General features: G+C 73.4%; 16 protein-coding genes and 1 tRNA gene. 12 read left to right on the top strand and 5 right to left on the bottom strand.

All coding sequences use genetic code 11. The features are described 5' to 3' along the window. Positions 1 to 201: 201 nt before the first annotated feature. Entirely contained in the window at positions 202 to 1347 is a 1146-nt protein-coding gene (locus tag ACFY1T_RS18790) for an aminotransferase class V-fold PLP-dependent enzyme (protein ID WP_390789129.1), read from the top strand. 6 nt (positions 1348 to 1353) lie between these two features. On the opposite strand, the gene cobF is transcribed toward ACFY1T_RS18790, so the two are convergent. Beyond that, entirely contained in the window at positions 1354 to 2106 is a 753-nt protein-coding gene (gene cobF, locus ACFY1T_RS18785; protein ID WP_390789128.1) for a precorrin-6A synthase (deacetylating), read from the bottom strand. 18 nt (positions 2107 to 2124) lie between these two features. Here cobF and ACFY1T_RS18780 point away from each other — a divergent pair, with 18 nt between their 5' ends. The 4 genes from ACFY1T_RS18780 to ACFY1T_RS18765 are packed head-to-tail and all read left to right on the top strand — an operon-like array spanning position 2125 to position 5400. After that, a complete protein-coding gene (locus ACFY1T_RS18780; RefSeq protein WP_390789127.1) occupies positions 2125 to 2880 on the top strand; it encodes a (Fe-S)-binding protein in 756 nt (251 codons plus the stop codon). Continuing rightward, positions 2877 to 4370, top strand: a complete 1494-nt coding sequence (locus tag ACFY1T_RS18775; protein ID WP_390789126.1) for a lactate utilization protein B — start codon at positions 2877 to 2879, stop codon at positions 4368 to 4370. Before ACFY1T_RS18780 ends, ACFY1T_RS18775 begins: the two co-directional genes overlap by 4 nt. Then, complete coding sequence (locus ACFY1T_RS18770) at positions 4367 to 5005, top strand: lactate utilization protein C (protein ID WP_390789125.1); 639 nt, start codon at positions 4367 to 4369, stop codon at positions 5003 to 5005. Before ACFY1T_RS18775 ends, ACFY1T_RS18770 begins: the two co-directional genes overlap by 4 nt. A gap of 5 nt (positions 5006 to 5010) precedes the next feature. Next, positions 5011 to 5400 (top strand): VOC family protein, encoded by a 390-nt coding sequence (locus ACFY1T_RS18765; RefSeq protein WP_030869551.1) that lies wholly within the window; start codon positions 5011 to 5013, stop codon positions 5398 to 5400. Positions 5401 to 5455: 55 nt separating this feature from the next. Here ACFY1T_RS18765 and ACFY1T_RS18760 read toward each other — a convergent pair whose 3' ends face one another. Beyond that, entirely contained in the window at positions 5456 to 5971 is a 516-nt protein-coding gene (locus ACFY1T_RS18760) for a DUF309 domain-containing protein (protein ID WP_390789124.1), read from the bottom strand. Between the two features lie 108 nt (positions 5972 to 6079). Here ACFY1T_RS18760 and ACFY1T_RS18755 point away from each other — a divergent pair. From ACFY1T_RS18755 to ACFY1T_RS18730, 6 genes are all read left to right on the top strand, one after another. Beyond that, a tRNA-Pro gene (locus ACFY1T_RS18755) sits at positions 6080 to 6153 on the top strand. A 453-nt stretch (positions 6154 to 6606) separates the two neighbouring features. Beyond that, complete coding sequence (locus tag ACFY1T_RS18750) at positions 6607 to 8274, top strand: ATP-binding protein (RefSeq protein WP_390789123.1); 1668 nt, start codon at positions 6607 to 6609, stop codon at positions 8272 to 8274. Beyond that, complete coding sequence (locus ACFY1T_RS18745; protein WP_030161090.1) at positions 8271 to 8678, top strand: roadblock/LC7 domain-containing protein; 408 nt, start codon at positions 8271 to 8273, stop codon at positions 8676 to 8678. The genes ACFY1T_RS18750 and ACFY1T_RS18745 overlap by 4 nt, the downstream gene beginning before the upstream one ends. Beyond that, entirely contained in the window at positions 8675 to 9034 is a 360-nt protein-coding gene (locus tag ACFY1T_RS18740) for a DUF742 domain-containing protein (protein ID WP_030869539.1), read from the top strand. Before ACFY1T_RS18745 ends, ACFY1T_RS18740 begins: the two co-directional genes overlap by 4 nt. Further along, on the top strand, positions 9015 to 9635 hold the full coding sequence (locus ACFY1T_RS18735; RefSeq protein WP_030869537.1) for an ATP/GTP-binding protein: 621 nt from the start codon (positions 9015 to 9017) through the stop codon (positions 9633 to 9635). Before ACFY1T_RS18740 ends, ACFY1T_RS18735 begins: the two co-directional genes overlap by 20 nt. After that, positions 9632 to 11026 carry a cytochrome P450 gene (locus tag ACFY1T_RS18730; protein ID WP_390789122.1) on the top strand — a complete coding sequence of 465 codons (1395 nt, stop codon included), beginning with the start codon at positions 9632 to 9634 and terminating at the stop codon, positions 11024 to 11026. Before ACFY1T_RS18735 ends, ACFY1T_RS18730 begins: the two co-directional genes overlap by 4 nt. Before the next feature lie 15 nt (positions 11027 to 11041). Here the strand turns inward: ACFY1T_RS18730 and ACFY1T_RS18725 are convergent, their stop codons facing one another. Both ACFY1T_RS18725 and ACFY1T_RS18720 read right to left on the bottom strand, forming a co-directional pair. Next, positions 11042 to 12151 (bottom strand): hypothetical protein, encoded by a 1110-nt coding sequence (locus ACFY1T_RS18725; protein ID WP_390789121.1) that lies wholly within the window; start codon positions 12149 to 12151, stop codon positions 11042 to 11044. Positions 12152 to 12153: 2 nt separating this feature from the next. Continuing rightward, the gene (locus ACFY1T_RS18720; RefSeq protein WP_030869530.1) at positions 12154 to 13062 is read right to left on the bottom strand and encodes a cyclopropane-fatty-acyl-phospholipid synthase family protein; all 909 of its coding nucleotides are present in this window, start codon (positions 13060 to 13062) and stop codon (positions 12154 to 12156) included. A 428-nt stretch (positions 13063 to 13490) separates the two neighbouring features. Between ACFY1T_RS18720 and ACFY1T_RS18715 the strand changes: the two genes are divergently transcribed. After that, a complete protein-coding gene (locus tag ACFY1T_RS18715) occupies positions 13491 to 14546 on the top strand; it encodes an enoyl-CoA hydratase/isomerase family protein (RefSeq protein WP_390789120.1) in 1056 nt (351 codons plus the stop codon). A 51-nt stretch (positions 14547 to 14597) separates the two neighbouring features. On the opposite strand, the gene ACFY1T_RS18710 is transcribed toward ACFY1T_RS18715, so the two are convergent. Continuing rightward, positions 14598 to 15521, bottom strand: coding sequence for an SDR family oxidoreductase (locus ACFY1T_RS18710; protein WP_390789119.1), 924 nt, complete (start codon positions 15519 to 15521; stop codon positions 14598 to 14600). Positions 15522 to 15593 lie beyond the last annotated feature (72 nt).

Raw genomic sequence — 15593 nt, 5'->3', positions numbered from 1 at the left:
GTGAACGTCTCCACCCACACCGGCTCAGCCCGCAACACCCCACCCATACAGGCAAAATGCCCAAGGCTGAGCCTTCTGCAACACCCTTTAGGGGGTGTCTTGCCATCGGGCCCGGCCCGATCGGCAAGATACGCCCTGGAACTCGACCGGGATCACGGGTGATGATGCGGGCGTCCGCCGCGCCGCACACCCGGAGGCCCCGTGAACCCGTCCACCCCGATAGACCCCGCCGAGTTCCCCGGCGGGCGGGCCCTGTTCCGGCTCGATCCCGCCGTCTCCCACCTGAACCACGGGTCGTTCGGCGCGGTGCCGGTCCCCGTGCAGGAGGCCCAGGCCGCCCTGCGCGAGGAGGCGCACGCCGATCCCGACGCCTTCTTCATCGCCGCCCCCGACCGGATCGCGGCAGCCCGCGTCCGCGTCGCCCGGCACCTGGGCGCCGACCCCGACGGCATCGCCTTCATCGCCAACGCCACCGAGGGCGCCAACCTCGCCCTCGACGCCGTCCCGTTCGCCGACGGGGACGAGGTCCTGGTCACCGACCACGGCTACGGCACCGTCGTCGCGGCCGCCGCCCGCCGCGCCCCGATCACCACCGTCGCGCTCGACCCGTACCTGCCCGACGAGGACGCCGTGCGCGAGACCGTGCTGGCCGCACTGACGCCCCGTACCAAGGCGGTGGTGCTCGACCACGTCAGCTCGCCCACCGCCCGGCTCATCGCCTCGCCCCGGCTGCTCGCCGACCTCGCCGCCCGTGGGATCACCACCCTCGTGGACGGGGCGCACGCCCCCGGCATGATCGCGGACCCGCTCGCCGCGGGCGCCGACTTCTGGTTCGGCAACCTGCACAAATGGGGGTACGCCCCCTCCGGCAGCGCCGTCCTCGCCGTCGCCCCCGCACACCGCGGCCGGGTCCGGGCGCTGGTGCCCTCCTGGGAGGACGCCCACGGGTTCCCGCGCTCCGTCGAGAACCGTGCCACCGCCGACTACACCGGCTGGCTCGCCGCCCCCGAGGGCCTGGACCTCCTCGACCGGCTCGACGCCGCGAAGGTACGGGCCCACAACGCCGCCCTCGCCGCCCACGGCGCCGCCCTGCTCGCCGAGATCCCCGGGCTCACCCCGCTCCCGTACACCGAGGGCCTCGCCATGCGCGCCCTGCGGCTGCCGCCCGGCACCGCCGAGACTCAGCCGGAAGCGAGCGCCCTGCGCGAGCGGATCGCGGCGGAGCTGCGCATCCGGGTACTGGTCTGGGCGTGGCCGGGCGGCGGGGGCATCCGCCTCTGCGGGCAGATCTACAACCGCCCCGAGGAGTACGAACGCCTCGCCGCCGAGCTCCCGGCCCTCCTGTAGCCGGCCTCAGCCGCGCCGGAGCAGGTACGTGTCCATGATCCAGCCCTTGCGGGCGCGGGCCTCGGTGCGCAGCTCCTCGATCCGGCCGGCCACCTCCGCCAGCTTCCCCGAGACCAGGATCTCGTCCGGGGTGCCCACGTAGGCCCCCCAGTAGATGAAGAGGTCCTGGTCGAGGTGGGCCGTGAAGGCGTGCCGCGCGTCCAGCATCACCACCACGTCGTCCACGTCCTGAGGCCAGCCCTCGGCCAGGCGCCGCCCGGTGGTGATCTGGACGGGCCGGCCGACCCGGTTCAGGTTGGTCCGGTGCCGGGCCAGCAGCGCGGAAATGCTGCTGATGCCCGGTACGACCTCGTGCTCGAACACGACCCGGCCCCGCTCCAGCACCTCGTCGAGGATGGCGAGGGTGGAGTCGTAGAGCGAGGGGTCGCCCCAGACGAGGAACGCGCCGGTCTCCCCGTCCGCCAGGTCCTCGGCGACGAACCGCTCGAAGATCTCGGCCCGCGCGCTGCGCCAGCCGTCCACGGTCGGGGCGTACTGGTCCGGGGTCCGGTCGCGGTCCGGGTCGCGGCCCTCCACCAGCCGGTGGCCGGGGCGGGCGTGCGCGTCGAGCATCGCGCGCCGCAGTCCGGTCAGATCCGCCTTCTCCTCGCCCTTCTCCAGGATGAGGAATGCGTCCGCCGCGCCGATCGCCCGGACCGCCTGGAGGGTCAGGTGGTCCGGGTCGCCCGCGCCTATGCCGATCACTGAGAACTTCTTCACGCCGCTATTCTGCCCGTCATGCGTGCCGCCCTGTTCGTCACCTGCGTCAACGACGCGCTGTACCCGCGGACCGGCATCGCCGTCGTCCGCCTCCTGGAGCGGCTCGGCGTCGCCGTGGACTTCCCGGCGGCCCAGAGCTGCTGCGGACAGCCGCAGTACAACACCGGCTACCGGCGCGAGAGCGAACCGCTGCTGCGCCGCACCGCCGAGGCCTTCGCGGGGTACGCGTACGTGGTCACCCCGTCGGGTTCCTGCGCCGCGATGGTCCGCACCCACTACCCGCGCATCGGCCGCCAGGCGGAGCGGGAGGGGCGGGGAAGCGGGCTGGCGGAGCTGGCCGAGGACCTCGCGCCACGGGTGTACGAGCTGACCGAGTTCCTGGTCGACGTCCTCGGGGTGAGCGACGTGGGAGCGTACTTCCCGCACACCGTCACCTACCACCCCTCCTGTCACGGTCTGCGCGGGCTCGGGCTCGGGGACCGCCCGCGGCGGCTGCTCGCCGCCGTCAGGGGACTGGAGCTGGTCGAGCTGCCCGGCGCCGAGGAGTGCTGCGGTTTCGGCGGCACCTTCGCCGTGAAGAACCCGGACGTGTCGGCGGCCATGGGCACCGACAAGATCGGCAACGCGGTGGGGACGGGCGCGGAGGTGCTGTGCGGGGCCGACAACTCCTGCCTCGCCCACCTCGACGGAATCCTGCGCCGCGGCGCAGGGCCCATGCGCGCCCTGCACCTCGCCGAGATCCTGGCCTCGACGGAGGAGGAACCGCTGAAGTGACCGGCACCTTCATGGGAATGCCCGCCTTCCCCGCCTTTCCGGACGCGGCCCGGGAAGCGGTGGGGGACCGGGTGCTGCGCGCCAACCTCCGGCACGCCACCCACACCATCCGCGACAAACGCGCCCGCGCGGTCGCCGAGCTGGCCGACTGGGACCTGCTGCGCGCGGCGGGCAAGGCCGTCAAGGACCACACCCTGCGCCACCTCGACCGCTACCTGATCAGGCTGGAGGAATCGGTGACGGCCGCGGGCGGCACCGTCCACTGGGCGGCCGACGCGGACGAGGCCAACCGGATCGTCACCGGGCTGGTGCTGGCCACGGGCGAGCGGGAAGTGGTCAAGGTCAAGTCCATGGCCACCCAGGAGATCGGCCTCAACGAGGCCCTCGAAGCGGCCGGGATCGCCGCGTACGAGACGGACCTGGCCGAGCTCATCGTCCAGCTCGGCCACGACCGGCCCTCGCACATCCTGGTCCCGGCCATCCACCGCAACCGGGCCGAGATCCGGGACCTCTTCGCGGCGGAGATGGGCCGCTGGGGCCGCCCCGCGCCCGAGGGGCTGGGCGACGACCCGCGCGAGCTCGCCGAGGCCGCCCGCCTCCACCTGCGCGAGAAGTTCCTGCGCGCCAAGGTCGGGATCTCCGGTGCCAACTTCATGGTCGCCGAGACGGGCACCATGGTCGTCTTCGAGTCCGAGGGCAACGGCCGGATGTGCCTGACGCTGCCCGAGACCCTCATCTCGGTGGTCGGCATCGAGAAGGTGGTGCCGACCTTCCGGGACCTGGAGATCTTCCTCCAGACGCTGCCGCGCTCGTCCACGGCCGAGCGGATGAACCCGTACACGACGATGTGGACCGGGCTGGGTCCCTCGGGAGGGGCGGACGGCGACGGACCCTCCGCCTTCCACCTCGTCCTCCTCGACAACGGCCGTACCGACACCCTCGCCGACGAGGTCGGCCGCCAGGCCCTGCGCTGCATCCGCTGCTCCGCCTGTCTCAACGTCTGCCCGGTGTACGAACGCGCCGGCGGCCACGCGTACGGGTCCGTGTACCCCGGACCGATCGGCGCCATCCTGAGCCCCCAACTGCGGGGCACCGGGAGCGAGATCGACGCCTCGCTGCCGTACGCGTCCACCCTGTGCGGCGCCTGCTACGAGGTCTGCCCGGTCGCCATCGACATCCCGGAGGTCCTGGTCCACCTGCGCGAACGGGTGGCCCAGGGCGGCCCGGTGACCCGCGAGGGCGTCCGCGTACGGATCCGCCCGGCACGGGGGCACACCGCGGAGCGGGCCGCGATGCGGGCCGCCCGGCTGCTCCTGGAGCGCCCCGGCGCGCTGCGCGCGGGGGAGCGGCTGCTGGCCCGGGCCCGTCGGCTGCGGCCGCGCCGGCTGCCGGGGCCCGGGCGGGCGTGGACGGACAGCCGCGCGCTGCCACGGCTGCCGGCGGAGCCGTTCCGGGACTGGTGGGCGCGGGAGCGGGGAGGGCGGGCATGAGCAGCAGGGACCGCATCCTGGGCCGGATCCGCCGGGCGGTGGGCGATGGCCGTCCGGACCCGGACGTCCCCCGGGACTACCTCCGGGTCCACGGCGTCCGTACCCCGGCCGAGACGGCGGACCTCCTCGCCGCACACCTCACGGAGTACCGCGCGCAGGTCCACCGCACGGACGCGGCCGGGATCGCGCCGCTCCTCGGGCGGCTGCTGGCCGCGCGCGGGGCCCGTACGGTCCTCGTACCGCCGGGCCTGCCCCCGCACTGGCTCGACCGGGCGGAAGCCGTCACGGTCGCGGACCGCGCCCCGTCCACCCCGTACGAACTGGACGCGGTGGACAGCGTGGTGACCGGCTGCGCCCTGGCGATCGCCGAGACCGGCACGATCGTCCTCGACGGCGGACCCGGACAGGGCAGGCGCCGCATCACACTGGTCCCGGACCACCACGTCTGCGTGGTCCGCGTCCCCGGCCAGGTGGTGGACTCGGTCCCGCAGGCCCTGCCCCTGCTGGACCCGACACGGCCCCTGACCTGGATCTCGGGCCCCTCCGCCACCAGCGACATCGAGCTCGACCGGGTGGAGGGAGTGCACGGCCCGCGCACCCTGGAGGTGATCCTGCTGACCGGACCAGCAGAATGAGTGCCATGTCCGCATACATCGCGCTCACCGCCCTCGTCGTCCGCGACTACGACGAGGCCATCGACTTCTACACGCGTGCCCTCGGCTTCACCCTCGTCGAGGACACCGCGCGCCCCGACGGCTCCCGCTGGGTCGTGGTCCGCCCGGACGGTGCCACCGAGGCGGCGCTGCTGCTGGCCCTCGCCAAGGACGAGGCCCAGAGCGCCCGGGTCGGGGACCAGACGGGCGGCCGGGTCGGCTTCTTCCTGTACACCGACGACTTCGCCCGGGACCACACCCGGATGACGGCCGAGGGCGTCCGGTTCCTGGAGGAGCCGCGCCACGAGGCGTACGGCTCGGTGGCGGTCTTCGAGGACCTCTACGGCAACCGCTGGGACCTCCTCGAGCCGGCGTAGGCCCGGTCCGGGCTCCCCGGCCCCGGGCGGGCCCGCGGCGCCGGTCCGCCCGGGGTCAGAGGGGGACCGGCCGGTCCGGCGGGGAGGACAGCCGCGGCGCCTCGGCCGCGGCGTCGACCACCGCGCCGGCCTCCACCCGCCCGGCCAACTCCCGGGCCCAGCGGACCAGCCCCGGTACGTCGATCCCGTACGGCCCCCCGCCACCGGCGGCTTCCCCCGAGTCGGGCCCGGCCAGGGCCGCGGCCCCGCGGCGCAGCAGGCGGGCACCGCCGACGGCGTTCCCGCGCGCGGCGTGCGTGAGCCCGACCGCCAGCTGCGCGAGGGCCCGCCACAGCGGGGCGTCGGCCCCGGGCCCGGACTTCCAGGCGTCCTCGAAGACCTCGTGCGCGTGGAACGGCATCCCGGCGTCCAGCAGCCGCTGCGCCTGCCCCACCGTCTCGGCAGGCGTCCGTACGACCCCCTCGGGCTGCCGCTCCACGCCCGGCTCCCCGTACGCCAGCGGCCGCCCCAGCCCGTCCCGGGGCCGCGCGCTGCGCGCCCGCCCCTCAGCGTCCCTGTCCCGTGTGTTCACCCCGCCATCCTCCCCGCCCCCGGAAACCCGTGCATGCGCACCCCTCTACGTGGGGTAATGTTCTGCATGTGCCGCCGGGACGGGGGAAACCCCAGCTCAACGACACAACGGGACGTGGCGCAGCTTGGTAGCGCACTTGACTGGGGGTCAAGGGGTCGCAGGTTCAAATCCTGTCGTCCCGACTCGAAAGAGTCGTAGATCAGAGGCCGTATCGGAATCATCCGATACGGCCTTCAGGTCGTTCTGGGGGAGTCGGCGGTGAGGGGTCCCGCCGGCACGGCTCGCGGTGACGCGGAAAGGCGAAGCCGGACGCGGAGGCCCGACGCGGAGACCCGACGCCCGCCAGGCGGCGACCGGCTCTGAGGCAGTGGCGAGATTCGGCCGATCCGCGGGCGGTGGCTCGGGAGCGCCGGGCGGGTGGGGGCGGGGTCCGGCGCATGCGCGGACCGGGATGGCGCGGCCCGCTCGGGGCGTGCGGTCGTGTTGACGGGACTACGTGTTTCGGCCACATCCGAGAGCGTCAACCCGCTTGCTGCGTCCGGATCATGACCTGCTGTCAAGAGCCGTGCATATAGACGCTAAGATTCCGGGCCGTTGTCATATGATCATTCGCTTTCGATCGTTTGAGGGTTCTGATGGTTCGCGTGGGATCGTCGCCCGGAAGTCCAGGGCCCACCTCACCCGTCGTTTGGGCGCTGCCCGCCCTGCTGACCGCCGCTGCCGCGGTGATCGCCGTGGTGCAGGTGTCAGCATCTGCCCGCACCCCCGTCGCCTGGATGGGGGCCGTGGCCTTCGTGGCCGTCGCGCTGTCCTGCGGTGAGGCCGCCCGGCGCGGCAAGGCGGTCGCCGCGCTGCGTGCGACGGTCGCCGTGCAGGAGGCGGCCCTGCTCCGGCAGCAGGCCGAGACCGTACGACTCGCGCAGGAGCTGCTGCCCGACGTCGTGGAACGGCTGCGCAAGGGGGAGTTCCCCGAGGAGGTGCTCGCCTCCCTGGAGGAGCTCGACACCTACGGGCCCGGTCTGACACGGGAGTTCAGGGCGGCCCACCAGGCCGTGCTGCGCTCGGTGCTCGAGGCCGTCGTCGCCGAGGAGGACCTGCGCGACTCCGCGCAGCGCGCCTTCGTCAACATCGCCCGCCGCGTCCAGGCCATCGTGCACCAACAGGCCCAGGAACTGCGGGAGATGGAGGACCGGCACGGCCGCAGCCCCAAGGTCTTCGGCGACCTGCTGCGGCTCGACCACGGCACGGCCCTTATCGGCCGCCTCGCCGACTCCATCGCCGTACTCGGCGGGGCCCGGCCCGGCCGCCAGTGGAGCAAGGCCGTCCCGCTGTACAGCGTGCTGCGCGGCGCCATGTCGCGGATCATCGACTACCAGCGCGTGGAGCTGCACTCCGTCTCCCAGGTCGCCGTCGTCGGACCCGCCGTCGAGCCGCTCATCCACGCGCTCGCCGAGCTGCTGGACAACGCGACCCGTTACTCCCCGCCGCAGACGCGGGTCCACCTGACCGCCGTCGACGTGAACTCGGGCATCGCCGTCGAGATCGAGGACGGCGGCGTGAGCATGAGCGAGGAGGCCCGCAAGCGGGCCGAGCGCATGCTCCGCCAGGCCCAGCAGGGCATCGACCTCACCGACCTCGGGGAGACCCCGCGCCTGGGCCTCGCCGTCGTCGGCCGGCTGGCGCAGGCGTACGACTTCCAGGTCTCGCTGCGCGCTTCGGCGTACGGCGGCGTACGCGCCGTGCTGATCATCCCGCAGTCGCTCATCACCACGGCCGCCGCCGCGACCGGCGTCGCCCACGGCATCGGCACCGCCTCGGGCCCCCGCGCCGCCCTGCCGCCGACCACCGGCCGGGCCACCGCCGCCTCCGGGGCCCCGCAGGAACGGCCCGGGTCCGCGCGCCCGGTCACCGGCCCCCTGCCGGCGGCCGCACCCGACGAGGTACCCGCCGTGACCGAGCGGACCCCGGGCGGCCTGCCGCAACGCCGCCGCAAGACCCGCGCCGTGGCACCCGAAGCGCCCGCGGCCGCGGGCGGCACCGGCGACCGGTTCGTCGCGGCGGCCGAGGCGGCCGCGGACCGCGCCGGACACGAGTACGCCGAGGAGACCGGGTACGCGTACGGATCCGGACGCGCGCCCGACCCCGCGCCGGACCCGGAGCCCGAGGTGCAGCCCGGGATGTGGCTGGCCGCCTTCCAGGGCGGCCTGTCGGGGGACAGCCAGACCGCCGCGACCCGGAGCGGCGCAGCAAGCCAGAACACGGATGCCTCGCCGGCCTCGGCGAGCAAGGGGGAACAGCCATGAGCCAGCAGCAGACCAATATGGACTGGATGCTCAAGGACCTGGCCGAGGGCGTTCCGCAGACCCGCCACGTCATCGTCCTGTCCGCGGACGGCCTGCGCATGGCGCAGTACGGGGCGGAGACCGACACCGCGGACCGGCTCGCCGCCGCCTGCGCCGGACTGCAGAGCCTCGCCGGCGCCGTGGCCACCGAACTCCCGGGCAGCAGCGGGCGGATGCGGCTCGTCGTCATCGAGATGGACGGCGGCTTCTTCTACCTGATGGCGGCCGGAGCCGGCGCCTTCCTCGCCGTACTGGCCGACGAGGGCGTCGACGCCGGACTGATGGGCCAGCGGATGCGCGACCTCGTCGCCCGGATCGGAGAACACCTGAGCAGCCCGCCGCGCCGCGACGGGCAGCCGGCGTGAGCAACCCGGGCGGGGACTGGGAGGACGGCACTCCCGAGCGGCTGTACGTGATCACCGGCGGTCGCAGTGGCGATTTAGAACCCAGCCACCTCGACCTCGTCACGCTGATCATCGCCAAGTCGGGGCCCAGGCCCGGGATGCAGCCCGAGCACGCGGCGATCATGCGGCTGTGCCAGTCGCCGCTCTCGCTGGCCGAGATCTCCGCCTATCTCGGCCTGCCGGTGAGCGTGGTCACCGTACTCCTCGGTGACCTGCTCGCCGCGGGCCACGTGCTCTCCCGCCCACCCGTCGCCCCCGCCAAACTCCCGGACCTGGCACTGATTGAGGCAGTCATCGATGGACTTCGAAAGCTCTGAGCGGGCCACCGTGCCCCGGCGCGAGGACGCGCTGCCGGCCACGGCCGCCGCCGCAGTCAAGGTGGTGATCGTGGGCGGCTTCGGGGTCGGCAAGACGACCCTCGTCGGCTCGGTCAGCGAGATCCGGCCGCTCACCACCGAGGAGACGATGACCCAGGCCGGGGTCGGCGTCGACGACACGGCGGGCGTGGAACGCAAGACCTCCACCACCGTGGCCATGGACTTCGGCCGCATCAGCATCAACCAGGAGCTGGTGCTGTACCTGTTCGGCACCCCCGGCCAGGAGCGCTTCTGGTTCCTGTGGCGCGGCCTGTTCGAGGGCGCGCTCGGTGCGGTCGTCCTGGTCGACACCCGCAGGCTGGAGGTCAGCTTCGACGTGATCGGCCGCCTGGAGGAGCGCGGGGTGCCCTTCGTGGTCGCCGTCAACTCCTTCCCCGACGCGCCCGAGCACCCCATGGAGGAGCTGCGCGCCGCCCTCGACCTGCCCGCGTCCGTACCGCTCGTCTTCTGTGACGCCCGTCGGCGCGACTCCAGCCGCGACGTCCTGATGACGCTGATGCGCTACCTGCACTCCCTCGCCGCGACCACGGAGGCATCGTGAGCACCACCCCCACCGACCAGCCGGGTCCGGCCGCCCCGCCGCCCGGCTGCCCCGCCCACCGGCTCTACGGCGCCGAGGCCGAGGCCGACCCCATGGGCCTGTACGAGAAGCTGCGCGCCGAGTACGGGTCGGTGGCCCCCGTCCTCGTCCAGGGCGACCTCCCGGCCTGGCTGGTGCTGGGCCACCGCGAGAACCTGGACGTGGCGCGCACCCCGTCCCGCTTCTCCCGGGACCCGCGGCGCTGGCGGGACATGCAGGAGGGCAACGTCCCGCCGGAGCACCCGCTGACGCCGGTCGCCGCCTGGCAGCCCGTGTGCAACTTCCAGGACGGTGAGGAGCACGAGCGGCTGCGCGGTGCGGTCACCGAGTCCTTGGAGCGCTTCGACCGGCGTGGCATCCGCCGCTACGTGACGCGCTTCGCCCACCAGCTGATCGACGGGTTCGCGCAGACGGGCCGGGGCGACCTGGTCTGCGACTTCGCGGAGCCGCTGCCGATGCTGGTGATGACCCAGCTCGTCGGGATGCCCGACTCGTACGGCCCCCGGCTGGTGGAAGCCGCCCGCGACATGATCAAGGGCACCGAGACGGCCGTCGCCAGCAACGCGTACGTCACGGAGGCGCTGCAGCTGCTGGTCGACCGCAAGCGGGTCGTTCCGGGCCGGGACTTCACCTCGTGGCTGCTGGAGCACTCGACCGCGCTCACCGAGGCCGAGATCATCGAGCACCTCCGGCTGGTGCTGATCGCCGCGTTCGAGACGACCGCGAACCTGATCGCGAACACCCTGCGGCTGGTACTGACCGACCGCCGCTTCCGCGCCAACCTGTCCGGCGGGCACATGACGCTGCCCGACGCGCTGGAGCAGGTGCTGTGGGACGAGCCGCCGCTCACCACGATCCTGGGGCGCTGGGCCACCGGCGACACCGAACTCGGCGGTCACCGGATCAAGGCCGGCGACATGCTGCTGCTCGGTCTCGCCGCGGGCAACGTGGATCCGGACATCCGGCCCGACCTGTCGGTCCCGGTGCACGGCAACCGCTCGCACCTGGCCTTCAGCGGGGGGCCGCACGAGTGCCCCGGCCAGGACATCGGCCGGGCGATCGCCGACACCGGTATCGATGCCCTGCTGTCGCGCCTGCCCGACCTGGCACTGGCGGTCCCGGAAGCCGAGCTGAGCTGGGACTCCTCGCTGATGTCCCGGCATCTGGTCGCGCTGCCCGTGGTGTTCACCCCGACCGGTCCGGCCGCGACCGCCACCTCGCGGGTTCCCGGGAGGGTCCCGGCGGCTGCCTCGGTGGCCCCGGCCCCGGCCCCGGCCGCGCCGCCCGTTGCCGGACAGGAGTCCGGGGCGCGGCCGTCCCGCTCCTGGTGGGCGCGGCTGCTCGGCGGCTGAGGCCGGGCCCGGGGCTCAGGCGTCGAGCTGCCGCCACCACCAGGCGATCGCCGGGAGGGGCGGTGGCCCGGCGCTCGCGTCGCTGGGCGTGTCCCGCCAGGTGACGTCGTACGAGGCCCCCTCGCCGGGGAGCGCGTTGCGGTTGCGCGGGCTGGCGTAGCGCGGCGCCAGGTTCTGCCACTCGATGCAGCCCGCGACGTAGTGTCCGAGCGAGACGAGGTAGCGCGCCAGGTCGTCGTCGGCGGCGCGCGCCAGCTGCTCGCTCATCCGCAGGAAGAAGGTCATCGCCCGGTCCCGCAGGGCGACGGCCGGGACCATGGCCTCGGCGGGCGTACAGCCGTGGTGCTGTGCGACGACGTTGAGCAGGTTCTGCTCCCAGGGGTCCTGGTGGTCCTCTTTGTTGTACGAGAACAGGTCGTTGTCGCAGCTGACGATGAAACCGGCGGCATCGGTGAGCGCCTGGACCGGAGCCGAGTACAGCACGTCGGCGGGTACCCGGATGCCGTTGGCCGCGTCGCACCACGTGAGCGTGAACCGGGTGCCGTTGACCGACATGCGCATCGCGGCGAACTCGTTGAGGCCGGGCATGACCCGGCGCTCGGCATTGGCAGTCTGCCAGCCGGCGCCGAAGAGCCAGTCGCGCGTGCCCTCGGCGAACCGCCGCAGCTGGAAGGGGGTGAGCACGGCCCGGGTGCGCGTCACCAGGTCGTCGAGCGCCGTGGTGAGCGGGCCCGGGGGCAGCAGGCCCGACCCCGGCGCTTCGATGGCGCGGACCAGCCGGGCGCTGTGGTCGGCGATGTCCGCCGTACGGGTGGCGGTGGAGCCGGAGTCCTGCCAGTCGTCCACCGCGTTGGCCCAGTAGTTCCACTCGACGAACAGGAGCATCGGCTCGACGTCACCGTGGGGGATGATCCGGCTGGTGAACTCGGCGCTGTGGGTGGCCAGCCCCCAGGCGCGTTCGGTGGCGTCGGGGTAGATGCCGAAGGCGTCGATCCACTCCGTGGCCCGCTCCAGCAGTTCCTCGGCCTTCGGGTGGATCAGTTTCTCGTTGAACGGGCAGTAGAACGGCGGCAGTCGCCATCCGATGCGGGAGTCGGGTGCGTCGTCCTCGTAGACGGCGGGCATGGTCAGCGGCCTCCGAGACGGAACAGCAGCAGCCGGGTCTCCAGGGCGTGGTCGCGCCAGATGCGGAACAGCTTGCCGTGCGTGATGGTGGACTCCTGGAGCCGCTCGCGCGACCAGACGGAGGCGGTGCCGGAGCTGTCGACGCGGTCGAGTTCGGCGGTGTTCCAGGCCATGGACTGCACCCAGAACTCGGCCACCCGGTCGGTGACGTCCTCGTCCTGCTCCAGCTCGAAGCCGGCCGCCTCGGCGGCGGTGAGGTACTCGGTGAGGGTGCCCAGGCGCGTCTTGTAGTAGCCGTCGATGAACTCGGTCCACTCGGGACGGCAGATGAAGTGTTCCTGGATGCCGAACCAGCCGCCCGGCTTGAGCGACTGTGCCACGACCTTGAACAGCCGCTCGCGGTCCATGTAGCCGGAGCTCTCGTTGGCGTACGCGGCGTCGTACTTCCGGTCGGCCGTGAAGGCGTGCACGTCGGCCAGGAGGGGGGTGACGCGGTCGCCGACACCGGCCTGGCGCGCGAAGTCCTGGATCACGGGTATGTGGTCGGCCGCGACGGTGAGTCCGGTCACCGTCGCGCCGTGTTCCTGGGCCCAGTAGAGCGAGCCGCCGCCGACACCGCAGCCGATGTCGAGGACGCTGCCCGGCGGGGTGGCGTACGCGCCCCAACTGCGGGCGGCGTGTTCGACGATGGCTTCCTGCGACTCCACGATGCGCCGTTTGAGCACGCGTTGGGAGACGGTGGTGTTCGGGGTCGCTCCCGGGCCGAAGAGGCCCATGTGGAAGTGGACCCGGGGTCCGGGGCCGTACTTGTGGATGATGTCCGCGGTCTTGCGGCTGTAATAGAGCGGCACTTGGCTCTCGTCGAACTCCTGGCCACCAGCGGGGGTCTGGATGACAAGGTTCCTGTCCATCGATTCTCCGGTCCTGCGGTCGCGTGGGGGTGTTTATCGGCCGCCCCACTCTGCCCGTAAGCGATCGATAAAAGTCATGCATCGCTCGGGTGATGAGCATAACCACAGCTGAAACGGCAACAATTCCGGCCATTTGATGTCACGTCAGGTGTGATCCCACGGCGCATGCGGAATACATGGCGCAGCGTCAGGCGGAATACCGGTCCGGGAGTCGGGCGGTCGGGAACGCGGCCCGCCGCGCGGCGCGCCCGGCGTCGGGTGCGGGGCGACCGGAGGGCCGCCATTCACGGAATGGGAACGCGAGTGCGAATATCGGGAAATCCCGGCCCGCGCCGCCCCCCGGAACCCACCGGTGCGCAATTGCGGGGCTGCGGCGCCCCGGCGCACCCCCGGCGGCGCGCGTACCGCCGCCGGTCATACTGGCCGGTGTGAAGAGCGAAGACGGCGCAGACGACACGGCCCTGTTCACCCTGCAGGGCCACACCGGGGTGATCACCCTCAACCGCCCCAGGGCGCTCAACGCCCTCACCCACCCCATGGTGCTGCGGATCACCGAGGCACTGGCGGCCTGGGAGCGGGACCCCGCCGTCGTCCAGGTCCTCATCCGCGGAGCCGGCGAGCGCGGGCTGTGCGCCGGCGGGGACATCCGGGCCATCCACGACGACGCGAAGGCCGGTGGCAACGCCTCCGAGGGCTTCTGGCGCGACGAGTACCGGCTGAACGCGCGGATCGCCCGCTACCCCAAGCCGTACGTGGCCCTCATGGACGGCATCGTGATGGGCGGCGGAGTCGGCCTCTCCGCCCACGGCAGCGTGCGCGTGGTCACCGAACGCTCCCGCGTCGCCATGCCCGAGACCGGGATCGGCTTCGTCCCCGACGTGGGCGGTACGCACCTCCTGGCCCGCGCCCCGGGGGAGCTCGGCACCCACCTGGCCCTGACCGGGGCGGCCGTGGGTGCGGCCGACGCACTGCTGTGCGGGCTCGCCGACCACTTCGTACCGGCCGCCCGGCTGCCGGAGCTGAGCGCCGAGCTCGCCGGCGCCCCGGCGCACGAGGTGCTGCCGCGCTTCGCGCAGGCTCCCGCGCCGGGCGAACTGGCCGCATGGCGCGAGCGGATCGACCGCTGCTACGCCGCGGACACCGTCGAGGAGATCGTCGACCGGCTGCGGGCCGAGGACGACCCGGCCGCCAAGGCGGCCGCCGAGACGATCACGGCCAAGTCCCCGACCTCGCTCAAGGTCACCCTGGCCGCCCTCCGCCGGGCCCGCGCACTCGGCTCCCTGGAGCGGGTGCTGGAGCAGGAGTTCCGCGTGTCCTGCCACGCCCTGCGCACGCCCGACCTGGTGGAGGGCGTACGGGCCCAGGTCATCGACAAGGACCGCGACCCGCGCTGGTCCCCGCCCGCGCCCGCCGACGTCACCGACGCGGACGTGGAGCGGTTCTTCGCCCCGCTCGGAGAGGCCCGCGAACTCCGCCTGCGCTGAGGGACGCCGAAGGCCCGGCCCGGTCGGCGGTGGCCGGTCAGCGGTATCCGGTCAGCGGTATCCGGTCACGTCCGCCGGGAGGCCGGGGTCCTGGACCTCGACCAGGTACCGCCAGGCGTCCGGCCGGCTGCCGTCGAGGTCCGTGAACCCGTACGCGCGGGCCAGCTGCGCGCTGGAGAGCGACTGCCCGTTCCAGCGCGCCACCTCCGGATCCGCGGCGAGCTCGGCGACGGCCCGCCCGACGTACGAAGGCGTCTCGGAGATGGCGAAATGCGGCACCTGCTCCAGCGCGTCCCGCCAGTTCGCCTCGCCCACCCCGAAGTTGTCCAGCATCATCTCCGAGCGCAGCCAGCCCGGAGTCAGCGCCACCGCCGTCGCCCCGCGCGGCCCCAGCTCGTGCCCGAGCGCGAACGCCATGCGCAGCACCGCCGACTTGGCGAGGTCGTAGAAGAACGAGACGCGGTAGTTCGCGGCGTTGTACGCGGCCGTGCCGTCCGTCATCTCCACCACCAGTCCGCCCGGCCGGCGCAGCAGCAGAGGCAGCGCGTAATGGCTGGTGATGGCATGGGTGTCCACCGCGAGCCGCAGGATCCGCAGCCCCTTGTCCAGGTCGTGCTCCCACACCGTGCTGTCCCACTCGAACAGCTTCTCGCCGCCCCAGATGTCGTTCACCAGCACGTCCAGACGCCCCTGCTCGGCGTCGATCCGCCCGACCAGCGCCTCCACCTCGGCCGGCACCAGATGGTCCGCGACCACGGCGATGCCGCGCCCGCCCGCCGCCGTGACCAGCTCCGCCGTCTCCTCGACGGTCTCCGGCCGGTCGTACTCCGAACGGTGCCCCCGGGTGCTGCGCCCCGTCGCGTACACCGTCGCGCCCCGCGCGCCCAGCTGCACCGCGATGCCCCGGCCCGCGCCCCGCGTGGCCCCGGCCACCAGGGCGACCCTGCCTTCGAGGGTCCGCCGCTCTTCCGCCATGCCCCGACCCTACGCCGCCGCCCCCGGCCGGGCACGCCGGCTCGGGCGCGCGCAGACCCGCGCGACGGCTCC

This window comes from Streptomyces sp. NPDC001194 (assembly GCF_042896985.1).
Classification (GTDB): Bacteria; Actinomycetota; Actinomycetes; order Streptomycetales; family Streptomycetaceae; genus Streptomyces.
This window is presented reverse-complemented; position numbering and strand designations above follow the sequence as displayed.

What these genes read in the sequence shown, in the direction of transcription:
- ACFY1T_RS18765 (WP_030869551.1), top strand. Translation starts at nt 5,011, where the DNA reads ATGTCCGCATACATCGCGCTCACCGCCCTCGTCGTCCGCGACTACGAC.
- ACFY1T_RS18780 (WP_390789127.1), top strand. Translation starts at nt 2,125, where the DNA reads ATGCGTGCCGCCCTGTTCGTCACCTGCGTCAACGACGCGCTGTACCCG.
- ACFY1T_RS18750 (WP_390789123.1), top strand. Translation starts at nt 6,607, where the DNA reads ATGGTTCGCGTGGGATCGTCGCCCGGAAGTCCAGGGCCCACCTCACCC.
- ACFY1T_RS18725 (WP_390789121.1), bottom strand. Translation starts at nt 12,151, where the DNA reads ATGCCCGCCGTCTACGAGGACGACGCACCCGACTCCCGCATCGGATGG.
- ACFY1T_RS18770 (WP_390789125.1), top strand. Translation starts at nt 4,367, where the DNA reads ATGAGCAGCAGGGACCGCATCCTGGGCCGGATCCGCCGGGCGGTGGGC.
- ACFY1T_RS18745 (WP_030161090.1), top strand. Translation starts at nt 8,271, where the DNA reads ATGAGCCAGCAGCAGACCAATATGGACTGGATGCTCAAGGACCTGGCC.
- ACFY1T_RS18710 (WP_390789119.1), bottom strand. Translation starts at nt 15,521, where the DNA reads ATGGCGGAAGAGCGGCGGACCCTCGAAGGCAGGGTCGCCCTGGTGGCC.
- ACFY1T_RS18735 (WP_030869537.1), top strand. Translation starts at nt 9,015, where the DNA reads ATGGACTTCGAAAGCTCTGAGCGGGCCACCGTGCCCCGGCGCGAGGAC.
- ACFY1T_RS18720 (WP_030869530.1), bottom strand. Translation starts at nt 13,062, where the DNA reads ATGGACAGGAACCTTGTCATCCAGACCCCCGCTGGTGGCCAGGAGTTC.